At 50.1% G+C, this 18058-nt stretch carries 15 protein-coding genes and 2 pseudogenes; 6 read left to right on the forward strand and 11 right to left on the reverse strand.

The genetic code is table 11. The features are described 5' to 3' along the window. Position 1: 1 nt before the first annotated feature. A pseudogene (locus BLS62_RS27305) lies at positions 2 to 538 on the forward strand (transposase); the annotation flags it as partial. 89 nt (positions 539 to 627) lie between these two features. Here BLS62_RS27305 and BLS62_RS27310 read toward each other — a convergent pair. The 5 genes from BLS62_RS27310 to iolD form a co-directional block, all read right to left on the reverse strand. Beyond that, entirely contained in the window at positions 628 to 1602 is a 975-nt protein-coding gene (locus tag BLS62_RS27310) for an IS5 family transposase (RefSeq protein ID WP_093189972.1), read from the reverse strand. 80 nt (positions 1603 to 1682) lie between these two features. Continuing rightward, entirely contained in the window at positions 1683 to 2513 is an 831-nt protein-coding gene (locus tag BLS62_RS27315; RefSeq protein ID WP_093189974.1) for a class II fructose-bisphosphate aldolase, read from the reverse strand. A 10-nt stretch (positions 2514 to 2523) separates the two neighbouring features. Further along, positions 2524 to 3366, reverse strand: coding sequence for a 5-deoxy-glucuronate isomerase (locus tag BLS62_RS27320; RefSeq protein WP_093189976.1), 843 nt, complete (start codon positions 3364 to 3366; stop codon positions 2524 to 2526). Positions 3367 to 3368: 2 nt separating this feature from the next. Next, a complete protein-coding gene (gene iolC, locus BLS62_RS27325; protein ID WP_093189978.1) occupies positions 3369 to 4373 on the reverse strand; it encodes a 5-dehydro-2-deoxygluconokinase in 1005 nt (334 codons plus the stop codon). Beyond that, on the reverse strand, positions 4373 to 6256 hold the full coding sequence (gene iolD / locus BLS62_RS27330) for a 3D-(3,5/4)-trihydroxycyclohexane-1,2-dione acylhydrolase (decyclizing) (protein ID WP_200798629.1): 1884 nt from the start codon (positions 6254 to 6256) through the stop codon (positions 4373 to 4375). The genes iolC and iolD overlap by 1 nt, the downstream gene beginning before the upstream one ends. A gap of 587 nt (positions 6257 to 6843) precedes the next feature. On the opposite strand from iolD, the gene BLS62_RS27335 reads away from it, so the two are divergent. After that, entirely contained in the window at positions 6844 to 7737 is an 894-nt protein-coding gene (locus BLS62_RS27335; RefSeq protein WP_093189981.1) for a sugar phosphate isomerase/epimerase family protein, read from the forward strand. Positions 7738 to 7746: 9 nt separating this feature from the next. Then, complete coding sequence (locus tag BLS62_RS27340) at positions 7747 to 8904, forward strand: Gfo/Idh/MocA family protein (protein ID WP_093189983.1); 1158 nt, start codon at positions 7747 to 7749, stop codon at positions 8902 to 8904. Positions 8905 to 8984: 80 nt separating this feature from the next. Here the strand turns inward: BLS62_RS27340 and BLS62_RS27345 are convergent, their stop codons facing one another. The 5 genes from BLS62_RS27345 to BLS62_RS27365 all read right to left on the reverse strand — a co-directional run bounded on the left by BLS62_RS27345 (position 8985) and on the right by BLS62_RS27365 (position 14000). Further along, positions 8985 to 9974: a LacI family DNA-binding transcriptional regulator gene (locus tag BLS62_RS27345; protein ID WP_093189986.1), complete on the reverse strand. Its 990-nt coding sequence runs from the start codon at positions 9972 to 9974 to the stop codon at positions 8985 to 8987. A gap of 155 nt (positions 9975 to 10129) precedes the next feature. Then, positions 10130 to 11149 (reverse strand): ABC transporter permease, encoded by a 1020-nt coding sequence (locus BLS62_RS27350; RefSeq protein ID WP_093190113.1) that lies wholly within the window; start codon positions 11147 to 11149, stop codon positions 10130 to 10132. A gap of 16 nt (positions 11150 to 11165) precedes the next feature. Beyond that, a complete protein-coding gene (locus BLS62_RS27355; RefSeq protein ID WP_093189989.1) occupies positions 11166 to 12149 on the reverse strand; it encodes an ABC transporter permease in 984 nt (327 codons plus the stop codon). Positions 12150 to 12163: 14 nt separating this feature from the next. Beyond that, positions 12164 to 12946, reverse strand: coding sequence for an ATP-binding cassette domain-containing protein (locus BLS62_RS27360; protein WP_093189992.1), 783 nt, complete (start codon positions 12944 to 12946; stop codon positions 12164 to 12166). Positions 12947 to 13070: 124 nt separating this feature from the next. Next, on the reverse strand, positions 13071 to 14000 hold the full coding sequence (locus BLS62_RS27365) for a substrate-binding domain-containing protein (protein WP_093189995.1): 930 nt from the start codon (positions 13998 to 14000) through the stop codon (positions 13071 to 13073). 375 nt (positions 14001 to 14375) lie between these two features. Here BLS62_RS27365 and BLS62_RS27370 point away from each other — a divergent pair. The 3 genes and pseudogenes from BLS62_RS27370 to BLS62_RS27380 all read left to right on the forward strand — a co-directional run. After that, a pseudogene (locus tag BLS62_RS27370) lies at positions 14376 to 14933 on the forward strand (IS6 family transposase); the annotation flags it as partial. A gap of 53 nt (positions 14934 to 14986) precedes the next feature. Next, positions 14987 to 15979 (forward strand): IS5 family transposase, encoded by a 993-nt coding sequence (locus BLS62_RS27375; RefSeq protein ID WP_244283671.1) that lies wholly within the window; start codon positions 14987 to 14989, stop codon positions 15977 to 15979. A 374-nt stretch (positions 15980 to 16353) separates the two neighbouring features. Continuing rightward, entirely contained in the window at positions 16354 to 17202 is an 849-nt protein-coding gene (locus tag BLS62_RS27380) for a hypothetical protein (RefSeq protein ID WP_093190000.1), read from the forward strand. Positions 17203 to 17566: 364 nt separating this feature from the next. Here BLS62_RS27380 and BLS62_RS27385 read toward each other — a convergent pair whose 3' ends face one another. Further along, positions 17567 to 18058 (reverse strand): protein-tyrosine phosphatase family protein, encoded by a 492-nt coding sequence (locus BLS62_RS27385; protein WP_093190002.1) that lies wholly within the window; start codon positions 18056 to 18058, stop codon positions 17567 to 17569.

Raw genomic sequence — 18058 nt, forward strand, 5'->3', positions numbered from 1 at the left:
CACCAAATCAGAACTGGCCAGATACGCGTTAGAACAGATTGGTAAGCTTTATGACATCGAGCGCCAGATCAGCGGAAAACCACCAGACCAGCGGCATGAGGTACGGCAGAAGCACAGTAAACCCATCGCTCAGGCCTTCAAGGCCTGGTGTGAAGCTCAACTTACTCGCGTCTCAGGCAAATCCAACCTTGCCAGAGCTTTCCGCTATGGCCTTTCCCGCTGGCACGCCTTCACCCTGTTCCTCGACGAGGGCCGCGTCGCGATCGATAACAACGCTGCTGAGCGCGCAGTCAGACCTATTGCTCTGGGCCGTAAGAACTTCTTATTTGCTGGATCAATGGCGGGCGGAGAAACTCTAGCCGACGCCATGACGCTGATTGAAACTGCAAAGATGAATGGCCTTAACCCACAAATCTATCTGACCGACATCCTAGCCCGCATCAACGATCACATGATCAACCGCCTCCACGAGCTCCTGCCATGGAACTGGAAGCTGGACGCAAAATCACAGCGGCAAGCCCAAACCTTGGCGCCTTGAGCGGACGGTTACGCTGGCTCCGGCACTGGAACGGCCTTGTTGCAGGGGTCGTGAATAGCTTAAAGCACGCCCAAACCCGTAAATTCAGGTCATGGGATTGCTTCGAACGCGGGCCTGCCGAGTTTGGTTATTGTGTTGAGAATGCTAACGCCAATCTTTGTTTCGGTCCTCTGATTGTTAAAGGTGCGTGCCTTCAGTTTGTTGCCGATGACTTGCTTCCAGCGTCCCATCTGCGTTTCAATTCGCGAGCGCTGATTGTAGCCTGTTTGTTTTTGCCAACCGAGGCGCCCTTTGTCTTTGATCGCAAGAATATGTTTATCTCGCGATGACGGATTCCGGTCAGCCTCAGGACTTAAAACAGCTGTTTTGGGTGGGGGAATGATAATCTCAACGTCATCTCCATACCGTGTCTCAAGGACCCTTCGTGTTGGCTCACCGTCATAGGCTCCATCGCCTAAAAACTTGTTTACAGGACCGTCAACCTGATCCAGAAGGTCAGGCAGGACGGTCGGGTCACCTACATTTTCATAGGTGAGATCGGAGCATACAATCTCGCCAGTGTTCAAGTCCATACCAAGATGGAGCTTGCGCCAGGATCGCCGCATTGCCTTGGTTTTGTGTTTGTTTTGAAGCCATTCGCCTTCGCCATAGATCTTGACACCAGTACTGTCGACCACAAGATGCACCGTCTCTGTTCTGGCCTTTGCTGGCTTGGTAATCTGCAAGCCACCGGCTCGCCGGGACAACGTTGAAAAATCTGGAACTGACAAATCAACTTGCATCAATCGAACCACAGAGCGCATAAATCCTTGCGACTGTCGTAACGCCAAGGCGTATACGCTACGCAGTGTTAGGCATACCTCAATGGCTAAATCAGAATACTTGCGTTGCCCTCCGCGAGTGGTCCGGCGCTGCGCTGACCACTCCTTCCCGATCTCACGGCTGACCCAGATCGTCAAATCACCACGATTACGAAGACTTTCGTTATAGTCACGCCAGTTCGTGACACGATATTTCTTCTTGTCAAATTTGTGACGACGGCTGGCGTGGAACTTGTGGGGCATCGGATAGCTTTATGAAGACGAACAAGCCTTCTAATTACAGACACTGAGCGACCCCTGCAACAGGGCCATGCAACATGGTCCTACGTCACACTTATATCCAGCATGACTTTCTTAGCCGCCTGTTTGACGCTTTCTTCTGCTCGCGTCAGGAGTTTTATCCGGTCAAAAATCTGCGCGTCCTCATTCAGAGTTTTCCGAAGAGACTGTCCGAAAGCCATGCGAACTTCAGTACCGATATTGAATTTGCAGATCCTTGTTTCTTTTGCCAGTTTTTGCCTGATTTCTACAGGAATTCCAGAGCCTCCGTGTAGCACGAGCGGAATGTTGGTGACGTTTTCAATAGCGCGGACCAGATCAAAATCGATCACTGCTGCTTTCTCTTGCTGCAAGTGCACATTGCCGACAGAGATAGCAAGCGCATCGGCATTACTTTCCTTCGCAAACTGCGCGGCTTCTTCAGGTTTTGTCCCTGAGCACACAGCGCCCTCAGCGTACCCGACAAAGCCGACTTCTCCTTCCAGAGATACACCATGTGGCTTAGCGCTTGCAGCGATGGACTGCATCAGGCGGATGTTTTCCTCAAGAGGAAGCTTGGAGCCATCAAACATGACAGACGTAAAGCCAAGATCTATTGCTTTCAAGCAATCCTCTACTTCATAGCCGTGGTCAAGATGAGCAACCACTGGCACAGAGGCTGTCTCAGCTAAAACTCTAAACATTGGAGCTAGAACTTTCAATGGAGTATGCGCCCGGCATCCAGGACCTGCTTGCAGAATGACCGGGCAGCCGATCTCTTCGGCAGCCTCCACAAATGCACGTGCATCTTCCCAACCTAAGACAACAAAGCCAGCAACTGCTGTCCCATTGTTCATAGCTGGCACTAAAACGTCTTTAAGATTTGCAATAGGCATTACTGTATCACTACTTAAACTTGGCGATCATGTCTTTGATGCCTGGGATCGTTTCAACCTGATAGGCGTGTGTTGGCTGGAAATGCTGCACCAGTGAGCGTTGACTGAGGCCACCAAGAATTGTGAAATAATACATTTCGTAGCCCGGCGCGGCGACACAAGGATGGTAGCCCTTATCAATAACGAGAGTTGATCCATCTACGATGTGATAAGCGTCCCCGACTTTCCCATCTTCTTTCTGAAGCAGCTGCATTCCGAAGCCATGTCCCGGTCTGAAGCGGAAGTTGTAGGTTTCGTCATGCCGTGTCTCATAAGGTAAGTTGTCAGTATCATGCTTATGAGAAGGAAAACCTGACCAGCCCCCCTGTCCCACAGTAAACAACTCGGAGACCAAGAGACGGCCAACTTTGTCGTGATACTTGGTTCCAAGTATATGTTTGATTTTGCGATGTGTTTTCGTGTCATCCGAGCCGTACTGAACCACATCCAGGTCGGTTTTTCTTACCGCAAATGGCGTCAAAACACCGTCAAACCGCGCTCCGGCGATGAACACTTCGGCTGCATCACTAACGCATGTAATTGTTGTTTTCGCTCCGGTTGGAATGTAGACACCCTCAGGCTCGCCATCCCAAACATCTACACCGCGACCACCTATATCATCCCAGTTCAGCCCTTCGCATTCAACGTTTACCGAGCCGGTTGCAGGTGCGATGCAGGTTTCATAACCGGGAACCTGATAGTGGAATGCTTCCCCTTTTTTCAGTTTTACGATGTTGAAGTAGTTCAACGGGACGCGCGCATCATCAACGTCTACGATGGGTTTATTCTGATTATCGAATGGAGGGATATGCATGCTTAGTCCTTTATCGAACTCGTTGTTTCTTCTATGGAAATGCTGTGATGTTTCAAAAAATTCACCAGCTCGCTTTCATCGGGCATGGCTGTTGCGCAGCCGACCTTGGACACAACAATTGCTGCGCAGGCAGATCCACGAGTTACGCTTTGCTGCAAGGTATTTCCGTTTGAAAGTGAGGATAGGAAACCACCTAGGAATGCATCTCCTGCGCCGGTCGGCTTCACTGCAGAAACAGTGAATATGCCGGTCTGAAAGGACTCATTTTCAGTGTAAGTGGTCGAGCCTTTTGAGCCCATTTTGTAAATGCAGATACAGTCAGATCTGTTTGCGAGTTCGTGGGCAAACTTCGGGCCATTAGCCATGTTCCCAGCCATGAAACCAAACTCCTCGTCATTACCTACTATGACATCACAGAGTGAGCTCATGCGTTTATATATGTCTGAGGCTTCCTGTGCAGATGCCCAACTGTAGGGGCGATAGTCGATATCAAAAACCGAAACCAGTCTCTCAGTTTTTGCTTTCTCCAAGGCGTAGAAAGTCGCTGTGCGAGACGGCTCGGAGGCCAGCAAAGTTCCTGTGGTGACAATTGCGTCAAACTGAGAGAAATCAACGGCATCTACATCGGCTTCACTCATCATAAAATCTGCTGCACCATTTCGGTAAATGGTCGTCTGATGGTCAAGCAAACGTGCTTCCGAAAGTGCAAGGCTATTTCTGTATTCTCCGCCAATTGGAGTGACGTATTTATGGTCAATGCCATAGTGTTCCAATTGATTGACGCAGTAACGTCCGATTGCATCGTCAGAAACACGGGTCAGTAACGAGACGTGGCACTCTTGCCGACGCAGGGCGACTGCAATGTTTGCAGCTGATCCGCCCAGATGCACAGACATGGTTTGTGCTTCTTCAATTGATGTGCCTGCAGGTTCCGGGGTGAGATCCATACCTGCACGCCCGACAACCAGATATCTTTTTCCCTGCAGTTTCTCCAAAAGCCTACTCATTACACACCCACACGCTGGTTTATACGACCAGCTTCCCATTCTTCACGTGCGGTGCGTACATTCTGACTGTTAGAAACCTCGGGCAGTCCAACTTCCCACCATGCATGGCCTTCCTGCGTCCATCCTTCATAAGGATCGACCTGAATAGAAATGATCGTGGTTTGGTCTGCAGCCTTTGCGCGCTTGAACGCCTCACGCAGCTCTTCAAGCGTCTCTACGGTTTCGGCCAGTGCACCCTGAGCTCTTGCGTGCGCAGCGAAGTCTACGGCAACGGGATTTGTAACTGTTGGAGTGTCTTTGATCAGATTATTAAAGGAGGTGTTGCCGGTGTTGTTTTGCAGTTTGTTGATCACGGCGAAGCCACCATTGTCACAAACCATGACAATAAGTTTCTTTTCGGTCAGGACAGAGGAATAGATATCCGAGTTCATGAGAAGGTAGGAGCCGTCGCCTGTAAACACGATGGTATCTTGCTCCGGCTCTTTCTCCGATTGGGCGATACGCGCGCCCCAACCACCTGCAATCTCGTAGCCCATGCATGAGAAACCGAATTCTACATCAACCGAGCCAATGGCTTTGGTTTGCCAATTAGCGGTGACTTCGGCAGGTAGGCCGCCTGCAGCTGCAACAACCCTGTCATTGGTGTCACATAGGTCGTTTACGGCGCCAATGACCTGCGCATAGCTGTTGGGTCCATTTGCGGGGTCAACATTGTGCTTCACATAGGAGAGCCACTCTGCTTTCTCCTGTTGCGCAAATGCAGTCCATGTCTCTGGAGCCTTGTATTGCTTTAAGGATGCAATAAACGCAGACAAACCTAATTTTGCATCTCCCACAACAGGGAGCGAACGGTGTTTGCTTGCATCATGACGAGCAGCATTAAGGGAAATAAACCGAGCATCTTTTCTGAAAGCGGTCCATGACCCAGTGGTGAAGTCCTGCAAACGCGTTCCAACAGCAATAATCACGTCGGCATCAGCAGCAATAGCATTTGCTGAGTTTGAGCCTGTTACGCCGATTGGTCCGCAATTCAGCCGGTGATCCGACAGCAGGTTTGCACGGCCCGCTATTGTCTCTGTAACCGGAATTTGTGTCTGTTCAGCGAACGCAAGCAACTCCTGCGCTGCGCCAGAATATTGCACACCGCCTCCCGCTATGATCACAGGTTTCTCGGCGGATTTAATCAGTGCAATGGCGTCATCAAGCTCGCTCTTATCAGGTGTTTGGCGGCGGATGCGGTGAACTTTTTTCTCAAAGAAAGCAACAGGGTAGTCATAGGCCCAACCTTGCACATCCTGCGGCAGTCCCAAGAACGCAGGACCGCAATCTGCTGGGTCAAGCATGGTCGCTATTGCAGCTGGCAACGACTGAATGATCTGTGCTGGATGTGTAATACGGTCCCAGTAACGTGAGACTGCGCGGAAGGCATCATTCACTGATGCAGTCGGATTACCATAATGCTCAACCTGTTGCAGCACCGGGTCCGGCAATCTTGAGATGAACGCATCGCCACATAACAGTAGCATTGGAAGCCTGTTTGTGTGTGCCAACGCAGCTGATGTGACAAGGTTTGTTGTGCCTGGTCCTGCTGAAGCCGTGCAGAACATGAATTTCTTACGCAAATGATATTTGGCATAGGCTGCAGCGGCAAAGCCCATGCCCTGTTCATTCTGACCTCGATAAAGCGGAAGTGTATCGCGATGCTCATATAGTGCCTCGCCCAAGCATGACACATTGCCGTGACCAAAAATTCCGAACCCACCTCCGCAGAGCAGCACCTCGTCACCGTCAATACTTATGTACTGGTTTGCAAGGTATCGGATGATCGCCTGCGCCATAGTCAAACGGATTGTGCCAGTGGTGATTTCACTTTTTGTGGTCATGGTGTCCCTATTTCCTTCCGCCTGCAATCGCCGCCTTGTTCCACCACAATTCGCGGTCCCATCAACTGGTCTATTGACGCCGTGGTATTTTTGAAGGATACCTATTTTGCAACCGGTTGCAACAAATCTTTTCTGGAAGATGTATTTAGGCCCAACTGGAACTGCGCTGATGAGGGGTAACTACAGGTGAGAGATCGATGAGATTGCGCTGAAACTATCCGCATCTTTCTCGCGATCAGATCTTAGGTCTGCTCGGAGGGGTCACACCTACTTGTTCGCAGTAAGAGGGGCAAAAATAGCGTTTATATCGAGTGCGAATGATTTTTTGGCTCGTTCATATGTGAACACGTCGTTTGCGCGGCTTCATGTTCTTCAGAGGTTCGGGCTTGAAGGAAGGCTGCAGGTTTTCAGATGAGAGGGCCTTATCTTCGATATAGTTTCAGTCTGGTCAACGCTGTGGCAAATCATATTGAAACCGCTTTCAATTTTTCGTAATTCTCCTCCGGTCTGAACATAAGTCCACCACAGCAACATGATGGCACCAGTAGATTAGCAACATCGCTCTAAGTACAACAAAGGGATGAAACGTGGGAATTAGAATTGGTAATGCACCCTGCTCATGGGGGGTAGAGTTCGCAGATGATGCACGTAACCCGAGCTGGGAAAGCGTTCTCGATCAATGTGCCGCCGCGGGCTACAAGGGTATCGAACTTGGGCCGATTGGTTATATGCCAGAGGACCCTGCAGTGCTGAAGGATGCTCTTGTGAAGCGGGATCTGGAACTGGTTGGGGGAGTCGTATTCCGGCCATTTCATGATCCTAGTGCCTGGGACGATGTTTGGGATGGCGCGAAGCGGACCTGCGAAGCCCTGAAGGCTCATGGTGCCGAGCATCTGGTGTTGATTGACTCAATTTCCCCACGGAGGGCACCAACTGCCGGACGTGCGAGTGAAGCAGAGCAAATGGATCTGCAGGAGTGGACTGCATTCAAAGAGCGTATCATGACAGTTGCGCATATGGGGGCCGAAGAATACGGCCTTACAGTCGGCATCCACGCGCATGCCGCAGGCTTTATGGACTTCGAGAGTGAGTTAGAGCGCCTCCTGGCTGAAACCGATCCCGAGTTACTAAAAATTTGCTTAGATACTGGCCATTCTACATATGCTGGCTTTGATCCGGTTGCATTCATGGACCGCCATATGGATCGCATTTCTTACATGCACTTCAAAGATACATCTGCATCTGTAAAGGCAGAGGTTATAACCAACAGGATTGGTTTTTACGACGCATGCGCCCAAGGGATTTTCTGTAACCTTGGTGAGGGCGAAGTGAATTTCCCGGCAGTGCTTGAAAAACTACGCCAGGCAGGCTTCGAAGGCTGGTGTACGGTTGAACAAGACTGCGACCCACAAGGCGACACATCTCCGATCGATGATGCTAAACACAATCGTAACTACCTGGAATCCATTGGCTTTCACTGAGGAAACATCATGACTAAATTGAACTGGGGTCTGATTGGAGGCGGCGAAGGAAGCCAGATTGGTCCTGCGCACCGTCTAGGTGCATCCGTTGACGGATTGTTTCAGCTGGCTGCGGGCGCTCTGGATGCGGATGCAGCAAAAGGGCGCATATTTGCTCAGTCGCTGGGTATTGCAGAAGACCGGGCTTATGGTGATTGGCAGGAAATGCTGGCCGCTGAAAAAACGCGCAGTGACAAAGTTGATCTTGTTACTATTGCAACACCAAACGCAACACACTTCGAGATCACCAAGGCCTTCCTCGAGGGTGGCTTTCATGTGCTGTGCGAAAAGCCCATGACCATGACTGTCGAAGAAGGCGAAGAGATCGTAAAGATCAGTCGCCGGACTGGCAAAAAGTGCGCAGTAAACTTTGGCTATTCAGGATTTTCTTTGGTTCGCCAGATGAGAGAAATGATTGCCGCAGGTGAACTGGGTGAAGTCCGCCTTGTAAAAGCAGAGTTCGCGCATGGTTTCCACGCCGATGCAGCTGATGCCGATAACCCACGCGTTCGTTGGCGCTACGACCCTGACGCTGCTGGCATTTCTGCGGTTCTGGCTGATGCAGGTATCCACGCGTTGCATATGGCCTGCTTTGTAACCGGGCAGGAAGTATCGACTGTCTCAGCTGACTTTGCATCGACCATTGCTAGCCGTGACTTGGAAGATGATGCAATGATCAACTTCCGAATGGACGGCGGTGCAGTTGGGCGTCTCTGGACATCAGCAGTTGCCGTTGGGCGTATGCATGGCCTGAGCTTGCAAGTGTTTGGTGAAAAAGGTGGATTGGCCTGGCAACAGGAACATCCGAACCAATTGCACTACACGCCATTGAACGGGCGCACCCAGATCATCGAGCGCGGCGCTGGTGACCTATACAATGCAGCCCAAAAAGCATCACGCGTCACGATTGGCCACTCAGAAGGCATGCCCCTGGCCTTTGCCAATATCTATTGCGACCTTGCAGAGATGATCCACACGGACAAAGCTGATGGATCTTCTGAGGGATCAGCTTTCCTATTCCCAAGCTGTGAAGATGGTTTGCGGTCTATGGCAAGTGTCTATGCTGCAGTAAAGTCAGCGCATGCAGCAGGTGCATGGCAAGACGCCGTTCCAATCCTACTGAAGTAACACTTTTGAGAAGGGGCCGTATTCTTACTGGCCCCTTTTTTGTAGGCACCTCTGGTATTTGCCAGCAACTAGGCGGCCTATTATAAAAGTGTTCCACGTTCAACCACACGGCATGGAAACATCCGTGTTTCAGGAATCCGGTCTGGATCTTCCAGGCAGTCAACAAGCAACTCAACAGAGGAAGAGATGATTTCCTGAACAGGCTGATGGATAGTTGTCAGATTGATATTTGCCCAACCTGCCATTTCCATGTTGTTGAAGCCAATAAAGCCTATTTCTTCCGGTACTCTTAGACCAGCGGTCTGCGCGGCACTCAATGCTCCGATAGTAAGCACATCATCACCACAAAAATAAACGTCAGCGCGATCTTTCAGCAGGATGCTCTGCATCGCTTTCCTGCCAGCATCATAAGAGTAATCCTCAGCAAAATTGACGGATAATTTTATACTTGGATGCTCAGAGAGAACTCGTTGAAAGCCGAAGAGGCGATCCTGCGTAGATGTCGCATTTTCCGGCCCACCCAAAAATCCAATATGCTTATACCCCTTAGAGAGCAAGAGCTCCGCAGCCAACTCACCGGCGTAACGGTTATCAATGCCTACGGTGTGCACCGTCGGTGTCGCGCTGCATCGCCCAAAGGAATGCACAACCGGAATTTTTGCATGCCGGAATGATTCAGCAAAATCAGGAGGCAGAGTGGAAGACGCTACAACTACTCCATCAACGCTGTATTGCAGAAGCATATCGAGTGATTTAGCCGGATCAACCTCACCTGAAAGATTTACGAGAAGAGGCCTGAGCCCTTTTGCTTGCAATGACTGCGTAAACAGATCAAAGACCTGCAGAAAAACTGGGTTATGGAAATTGTTGGAAACCAGACCAATGAGCTTTGTCCGCCGCGTTGTTAAGCTGGAAGCTAAGACATTGGGTCGATAGCCCAACTCTTGTACTGCTTTCTCGACTTTTCGACGAGTTTTTGCAGAAACGCTTGCACCTTCCGTAAAGGAGCGCGACACCGCTGAAGCAGAGACCCCGGCACGCAAGGCAACATCTTTTAGCGTAACAGCCATCCTCTGCCTTTTCGTTTTTGCGCATCTGGAAATTATAATTTAACCCGTTCACCAATGATGACCCAAGTTAAAAAACAATTAAATTCTGACGTTATTACTTGGTTATCCCTTCAAAACTGGGAGGAAATCTCCCAGTTTCGAAGTTTTACATATCATCAAGCTGCAACTCGCTTTTGGCGATAAGTATCTGCCACCACAGCCGCAACAATCAGAACACCTTTCACGATATTGATGTAATAAACACCGATACCCAAGAAGGTGAAGCCCGAGGTCAGCGTACCCAGAATAAGCACACCAATGATGGTGCCCATAATGCGGCCACGACCGCCGAACAGAGAAGTTCCACCAATCACAACTGCCGAGATTGCATCCAGTTCCAACATTAGGCCAGTGCCAGATTGAGCGGTCATTGCGCGCGAGGTCTGAACGATTGAAGCAATGCCGTAGAGTGCACCTGCCATGGTGTACACGAGGATTTTGTGTCTTTTGACGGCAATGCCTGCAACACGGGCTGCATCTTCATTTGAGCCGATTGCGTAGGTACGGCGCCCATAAACCGTATATTTCAAAAGCACATGGAAGACGCCAGCAACAATCAAGAATGTTATAACGGGCCAGGCTCCGGAACCGAAGATGGCGAAATCCTCAGTCAGGAAGCTCACCTGTTTGCCACTTGTATACCAACGCGCCAAGCCACGCGCTGCGACAAGCATCCCAAGGGTTGCGATAAACGGAGGAATTGCGGTAATGGCAATTACGCTCCCGTTGACAAAACCAAGCAGCGCTCCGACTGCAATGCCTGCGAGTACCGGAAAGATGATCGGCAGATCTGTAAGCCCTGGATAGACGGCTCGGGCATACTCAGAGCTTTGTGCCAGAGAGGCCGCTACAATACCGGCGAAACCAAGAATGGAACCACCGGAAAGATCGATGCCTGCCATGATGATAATCTGACCAACGCCAATAGCAAGAATGCCAATGATTGCCATCTGCAGGATCATGATGAACAGACGTTGACCGTTGAAGATGAAAGTCTGCTCAACGACAAACCAGCCCAAAACTTCAAAAATTGCGGCAATTCCGACGAGCACCAGAAGAATGCCCGTATCCTTTGGAAGTCGCTGAAGGAGAGATTTTTGCGTTTCGGCTGAGCCTAATGTTGATGATGAATTAATCAAGATGGCCTCCGAACTATGCCTTACGAGCCTGCCGACGCTGGTCAGCGATAACGGCAGCAACGATGATCATGCCCTTGGCGATTTCCTGATAATAAAAATCGATCCGCAGGAAGGTGAAACCTGATGTGATGACGCCGAGAATGAAAACACCGATAACGGTCCCCGAAATCTTCCCTTTGCCGCCGAACAATGACGTTCCGCCGATGACAGCTGCGGAGATTGCGTCCAGCTCATACATGAAGCCCATGCCAGGTTGACCCATTGTCGCCCGCGCACTCATAACGACGCCTGCAAGACCTGCAAGACCACCCGCAATCGCGTATACAAGAACCTTATGGCGATTTACTTTAATGCCGACTATTCGGGCAGCCTCTTCGTTGGACCCAATCGCATACGTCCGGCGTCCGTAAACCGTGTGCTTCAAAAGAAAATGGAAGAACAGAGCAGCACCGAGGAAAATCAGGACTGGATTAATTCCTTGACCAATCGCGGTATATTGCTCGGTCAAACCAAAGATTGGCTGGCCTTCTGCGTACAACACAGCAAGTCCACGAGCTGCAACAAGCATTCCCAATGTAGGAATAAACGGGGGAACACCGGTATAAGCGGTGATGGCTCCGTTGATACTTCCTGCCAGCAGCCCAACCCCGATACCAACCAGCAGAGGAACAATGACGGGTAGATCCACAATGCCGGGATAGAAAATTGAGAAACCACCAGACGCCTGCGCAAAACTCGCTGCCACCATCGCAGAGAGTGCCGCCACAGACCCGCCCGACAAGTCGATACCAGAAGTAATAATAACTTGCGTTACACCAACAGCAATGATGCCGATGATAGATACCTGAAGAACAATGATGACGAGCCGCTTGGAGTTAGCCAGAAAGCTTTGCCCTATAAAAATCCAGCCAAGGATCTCAAAAAGCGCAGCAATTCCAACCAAAACCATCAGAATGCTCGCCTCCTGAGGAAGCTTTCGGATTGCAGTAGTGTTCATCTACGTGCTCCCATTTAAATGTAGCTAGCGTTTTCATGCACGCCAGTTTTCACACCTGTAATAAGGGAGACAATTTCGTTGCCATCCGTCTTGTCTGCGTCCACGACACCAACAATTTCACCGCGTCGGAACACAAAAATCCGATCTACAAGATTGAACACCTGACGTAAGTTGTGGCTGACCAGAATCAGCGGAATGCTTTGTTTTTTTAGGCGACGAATGATGTTCTCTACCTGCGTTGTTTCCTGAACCCCAAGCGCTGCAGTTGGCTCATCCATGATAATGAGTTTGGAGGCAAAGGCTGCAGAACGGGAGATTGCAACGCACTGGCGCTGACCGCCGGACATGTTACCGATTGCGTTGCGCAAATTGGGAATTTTTACAGCAGTCTTCTCAAGCCCCTCTTTGGCTTTCGCCAGCATTTTCTTCTCATTCAGAAAACTGAAGGGACCAAGATTGAAATAGACTTCTTCACGTCCAAGGAAGATGTTGGCTGGAACATCCAGATCGTTGGCGAGTGCCAAATTCTGAAATACGGCTTCAATGCCTGCTTCCCGAGCATCGAGAGGGCTTTTGAAGCTAACCTCTTTGCCATCGAAGAACATCTGGCCAGAAGAGGGTTGCTCAACGCCAGTGATTTGGCGAACAAAGGTGGACTTCCCTGCCCCGTTATCACCAACGATTGCGATGTGTTCGCCTTCACGGAGCTCAAAGTCTGCACCTTTCAGAGCTTGCACCCCACCATAGTTTTTGCAAAGACCTTGCGTTCGCAGGACGATCTTTCTCGCATCATTCATTGTTCTTTTCCTCACCAGGGCTGAGATAAAATCGGCCAAACCGAAAATCACGGCCAATAGACTATGAGTTGCAAAGCGAGCAGCGCTCCGTACAGACGCACGGAGCGCTCTTACTGAAAGCCTGTTATTGGCTCATGTAGGATTTTAGATTGTCCTGAGTGACCAGTTCGAACGGGATGTTGATCCAGTTTGGCAGAGCTTCGCCGTTCATGGCTTTCACAGCAGCATCAACAGAGCCAGTTGCCTGCCCCTTCGCGTTCTGGAAGACGGTAACATCCAGCTCATTCTTGCCCAAAGAAGCAAGAGCGTCATCTGTTGCATCAACACCAGCAACCAGCACATCCTCCATATTCACGCCAGCAGCTTTGAGAGCTTGCAATGCGCCAAGAGCCATTTCGTCGTTGTTGGCAAATACAATATCGAAATCAAGACCAGAGCTGAGCCAGTTCGACACGACGTTGTTTGCTTCTGTGCGCTGCCATTTGGCTTCCTGTTCTGCAACAAGCTCGATGCCGTTACACATGGAGAGCTTCAGGACTTCGCGCACGTCTTCAGAGCGGGTAACAGCAGCTTCGTTTGAAAGAATCCCCATCAGCATGACCGCTTTACCAGTGCCCGCTGCCTGCTTACATACTTCAAAAGCTTCCAATGTGCCGGACCAGGTTTCATCAGACCCCACAAAGGCAGCCTTTTCACCTAGTGCATCCAGATCAGCAGGGCGACGGTTCACATAGATCAACGGAATGTCCGCTGCTTCTGCCATTTTGGTAATTTGAGGGGTCGCTGCCGCACTTACCGGCGCTACGATGATTGCTGCAACGTCAGAGGCAATAAAGTTCTGAATTTGGCTCAACTGCATGCCCACATCTTCTCGGGCATCTTCGATCTGAATTGAATGTCCGAGTTCTTCCGCGCGACTTTTGGCAGCTTCGCGAAGAGCTGTCTGGAAATTATCATCAAAATTTGGACTTGAAAAACCGATAGTGTCGGCGCTTACGGCTGTTGCCATCATCGTGAACGCAGCGACTGCTGCCAGTAAACCAGTTTGTTTCATAGTTTCCTCCCATTTGCGTTAGCAACCGATTGCAAGATTTAATGAAGCGGATTTGGGAGCCATATCAGCACCGGAACCCAAATAAATGCTAATCCCACCAAATCTTCCCTGTCGATCACTACGGGATTAAACTAACCTAACAATTACCAATATTGCAACCGCTTGCATTAAATTTGCTATTTTGATGATGTGAAGTGGCCGTCCGCAGCTTCAAACAAAGAGATCAACATCAGTTCGGAAAACAACAAAACCGTTACGACACCTACATCAAGCAGGCAACATGTGTGGATGCCCCGGTAAATGCAAGTCGTTTTTGATGCCTTCAAACGGCATTGCCAAGTTGTTTAAGGCCAGATTTTGAGTTAGTAAATCCCAATGAAAATACCGAGCTCCTTTGCCCGCCTGAAGGGGTACCGTTTTCCTCGTGAGGTCATTGCGTATGCCGTTTGGGCATACCATCGTTTTGCAATGAGCACCGCTGATGTTGAGGACCTCCTGGCAGAGCGCGGTGTTATTGTCAGCCGGGAAACTGTTCGGCTTTGGATTAACCGCTTTGGTCGCCATTTCGCCGATTGCATCCGCAAAGATCGGCCAAAGCCAAATAATAAATGGCATCTGGATGAGGTGGTTATTACCATCCGTGGGGTGAAATACTGGCTCTGGCGGGCGATTGACGCAGATGGTGACGTGCTCGATATCTTGGTTCAAAAGCACCGGAACGCCAAGGCTGCCAAACGGTTTTTCAAAAAACTTGTCAAACAATTTGGTGAGCCACGGGTCGTGGTAACGGATAAACTGCGCAGCTATATCAAACCTGTACAGACCCTTGCTCCAGATGCAGATCACCGCGCCCACAAAGGCTTGAACAACAGGATAGAAAACTCTCATCGCCCAACAAGAAAGCGAGAGAAGATCATGGGGCGGTTCAAATCGGCGCTGTTGCATAAATACTCTTCAGGCGTATATTCCGGCTGATATTTCCTTCAATGAAGATTCACTTCATGCCGTTTAAAGCCAATGCTGATCGCCGACATAAGTTTGCCAAAGCCAAATACAAAGTGACGAACTGGTCGAAGTATAATGAAAGCTTGCGTCGTCGCGGCGATGTCACGGTTTGGATTGAAGAGAGCGCTGCCAAGGCTTGGTTTGCACCCGAGAACCAACGACGTGGACGGCCCGCCAAGTTTTCAGAGCTTGCCATTGAAACCTGTTTGCAGATCCGGGTCGTATTCGGTCTTGCTTTGAGGCAGACTCAAGGGTTTGTGAGGTCTGTGTTCCATTTGATGGAGTTGGTTTTACCGGTTCCTGACTTTTCAACCCTGTCGCGCCGCGCAGATGGCTTGAAACTTTCAAATCCCAAACCGCGAACGAACTCTGAGCCAGTAGCGCTGGTAATCGATAGTACAGGCGTTAAGATCTTTGGTGCCGGAGAATGGCAGGAAACCAAGCATGGAACCAGGATAAAGCGCAGAACCTGGCGCAAAATTCACCTTGGCCTTGATCTAAATACCGGCGAAATCGTATGTTCTGAACTGACTGAGGATACGGTTGCCGATCCAACCGTTGTGCCGGATCTGTTGGATCAGGTTGAGGGTCAGGTGGCAACGTTTTTAGGGGATGGCGCTTATGATGGCTTCACGACACGACAGGAAATAGCAAAGCGCTATGACGGTGTTGAGATCATCATTCCACCTCCCAAAACAGCTATCCCCGGCCCACAGGCTGCCACCGCCCCCACTGCTCGCGACCGGGATATTCTTGCCATTCAAAAGAACGGCAGGATGTCTTGGCAAAAGCAAACCGGATATGGTCGAAGGTCTCGAGGCGAAACCTTGATGGGCCGCTTTAAGCAGGTGATCGGGACCACGCTCAGGTCACGAAAGCTGAACAATCAGAGGACAGAGGCAAAACTTGGCGTCGCCGTCCTCAACACAATGACCGCCCTCGAACGCGCTGCGTTCAAGAAGGTTTCTGCATGATCAGATGCATGGGATTGGGCAAGCTGCAAGCTAATTTCGAATTGTGCAACAGCGCCGTTCCGAGGGGCCTACCCTCATCTCATACACAGTTCGTCTCCAAAGAGACTTCGTGACACACCAAGCCCTAACAGCCTCTCTTATGGGAGAGCATTGGGTAAGGACACCAGGCTACCAGCTCTGCAGGTCTGATGCCTCCTTGTGAACGCCAACCCTGTCTGCCGGGCCTGCGCAAAATATAACCGCCGGCATAAAAGCTACCCGAACACGCGCTAAAAGAATTGGGGGTGCGTGATCCCATTGTTGCAACCTGCATCAACAACGACTATTTCCATACAAATATTGCGACCAACCAAATTCACCCTGAGAGTTACTAAGTGATCACGCCGTTCAAAAGCCGCCAGACCCTTCAAAAGCTCCGCCTTAAAATGGAAAAAGAACATCAGCTAACGGCTTCTGATCCCAAAGAAGACGCGCTTGAGCCAAAAAACTCCGCATGCGTGAAAAAATCCTCTCGCTGCGAGGACCAAAATGACGGCAGTAAGAGCAGTCAAGAACGGGTGAAAGTATCTGAGAAATCAGTCGCTCTGTGGGCCAGCCTCACAACATGGGCCACTGAAGAGAACTGCGAGTACCTGAAACAAAACAACGTTCAAGGATTTGGTGTCAAGAAGGACAAGGACGGGCGCATGGTTGTGCCATTGCGTGACATGGACTTTAAGTTCCAATCCCTGCTGTTTATCGGACATGTAACAACCAATATAAAACATGGCCGCAGAGCAGGTTTGTTCCATGTGATTGATCCGCAAGGTCGTCTGAGTGAGGAGCGCAAACTCACTAGTCAAGAGACACTTGTGATCACTAGGAGCTACGCCAGCGCAGCTGTAGTGCATGAGATGGTGAAGGCACCGGTCATTGTCGCGTTTTCTGTTTTGAATATAATCAAATTTGCCAAATCTTTTCGTGAGAAATACCCGGATGTGACCCTGTTGTTTGCCTTGGACGCTATGGCTCATCAGAAGGTGAACCCACGCTTACCGGTGATGCAAGCTGCACAGGACGTTGGCGGCCATGTGATCATCCCTCCCTTTAGAGAAACAGAAAAATCCCAGGGATTAAAGGACTGGAATGATCTGGTCGGGCTGCATGGTAAGGATCGGGCAGAGCTGCTTTTTGCAGCGCAGGTGCGTTATGCATTTGATAAAAAGCGTAACAGGAAGATATAACTTGAACACGAGCGGGTACTTTGACGCCTGAAAAACGCCCAGCCCTCCTTCCCTGCTTAAGGCTGATACGGGGTATTGTAGGAGAGTAATAAAGCCTCATACTTACGAGGACTTAGCTGCCTTCGCTGCATTGCGGGAACACAGGCTGGTGGGAGGCCGTTGCAAGCATTGAGGGCCAAGAGCTGTCATTCACCGGTTTCTATCAAGGGTTGATGCTATCTACTTGGAAGGTATTCTGACTACCTCACTAGGAAGTCATTCACCGCAATCGCGAAAACCTAGATACATGAGTTGCTGTTCCACGAGCAAACGGCCACTCGTGAAGGGCATTGCAAATGCTGGCGAGGAACGAAAATGACATTACTTAGACAAAGAGCTCCGACACAACGCTCTCAATAAAGGCACGTTGTTCTGATGTATCCGGCACCTGAACTCCACGCGCACCGCTAACAATTTCAATTGCGGCCTGTGCCGATCCGACAAAACCGGCCATAACGCAACAAGCTAACAGTCCCGAACGGCCAATTCCGGCGCGGCAGTGAATGGCAACACCTTCGTGCTGCTTTAAACGCTTACTAACGTGTGTGACGATCTCCTTGAACCCTTGTCTTTCAGGCAACCCTCTGTCCGGAATTGGAAAATTCAAAAAATCCATTCTGTTCTCAGAACAGATTCTACTCTCGTTCTGCAACGAGAGTTCGATTGCTTCGGTATGTTCTAACATTGACATAACCAAATCCACGCCTATCGATCGGTAATATTGCATGTCCTCATCTAACCATTCCCCAGAGGGCTTGGGCATTAGGAACAACTGCCCTGGGTAATCGGCAGATATTGGATAAATTGAAGGCTTCAT

The sequence above is a fragment of the Pseudovibrio sp. Tun.PSC04-5.I4 genome (assembly GCF_900104145.1).
In the GTDB taxonomy this organism is placed as follows: Bacteria; Pseudomonadota; Alphaproteobacteria; order Rhizobiales; family Stappiaceae; genus Pseudovibrio.

Excerpts from the sequence above, each read along its gene's own strand:
- BLS62_RS27310 (WP_093189972.1), bottom strand. The coding sequence starts at position 1,602 with ATGCCCCACAAGTTCCACGCCAGCCGTCGTCACAAATTTGACAAGAAG.
- BLS62_RS27315 (WP_093189974.1), bottom strand. The coding sequence starts at position 2,513 with ATGCCTATTGCAAATCTTAAAGACGTTTTAGTGCCAGCTATGAACAAT.
- BLS62_RS27320 (WP_093189976.1), bottom strand. The coding sequence starts at position 3,366 with ATGCATATCCCTCCATTCGATAATCAGAATAAACCCATCGTAGACGTT.
- iolC (WP_093189978.1), bottom strand. The coding sequence starts at position 4,373 with ATGAGTAGGCTTTTGGAGAAACTGCAGGGAAAAAGATATCTGGTTGTC.
- iolD (WP_200798629.1), bottom strand. The coding sequence starts at position 6,256 with ATGACCACAAAAAGTGAAATCACCACTGGCACAATCCGTTTGACTATG.
- BLS62_RS27340 (WP_093189983.1), top strand. The coding sequence starts at position 7,747 with ATGACTAAATTGAACTGGGGTCTGATTGGAGGCGGCGAAGGAAGCCAG.
- BLS62_RS27345 (WP_093189986.1), bottom strand. The coding sequence starts at position 9,974 with ATGGCTGTTACGCTAAAAGATGTTGCCTTGCGTGCCGGGGTCTCTGCT.
- BLS62_RS27355 (WP_093189989.1), bottom strand. The coding sequence starts at position 12,149 with ATGAACACTACTGCAATCCGAAAGCTTCCTCAGGAGGCGAGCATTCTG.
- BLS62_RS27360 (WP_093189992.1), bottom strand. The coding sequence starts at position 12,946 with ATGAATGATGCGAGAAAGATCGTCCTGCGAACGCAAGGTCTTTGCAAA.
- BLS62_RS27365 (WP_093189995.1), bottom strand. The coding sequence starts at position 14,000 with ATGAAACAAACTGGTTTACTGGCAGCAGTCGCTGCGTTCACGATGATG.
- BLS62_RS27375 (WP_244283671.1), top strand. The coding sequence starts at position 14,987 with ATGAAGATTCACTTCATGCCGTTTAAAGCCAATGCTGATCGCCGACAT.
- BLS62_RS27385 (WP_093190002.1), bottom strand. The coding sequence starts at position 18,058 with ATGAAGCCTTCAATTTATCCAATATCTGCCGATTACCCAGGGCAGTTG.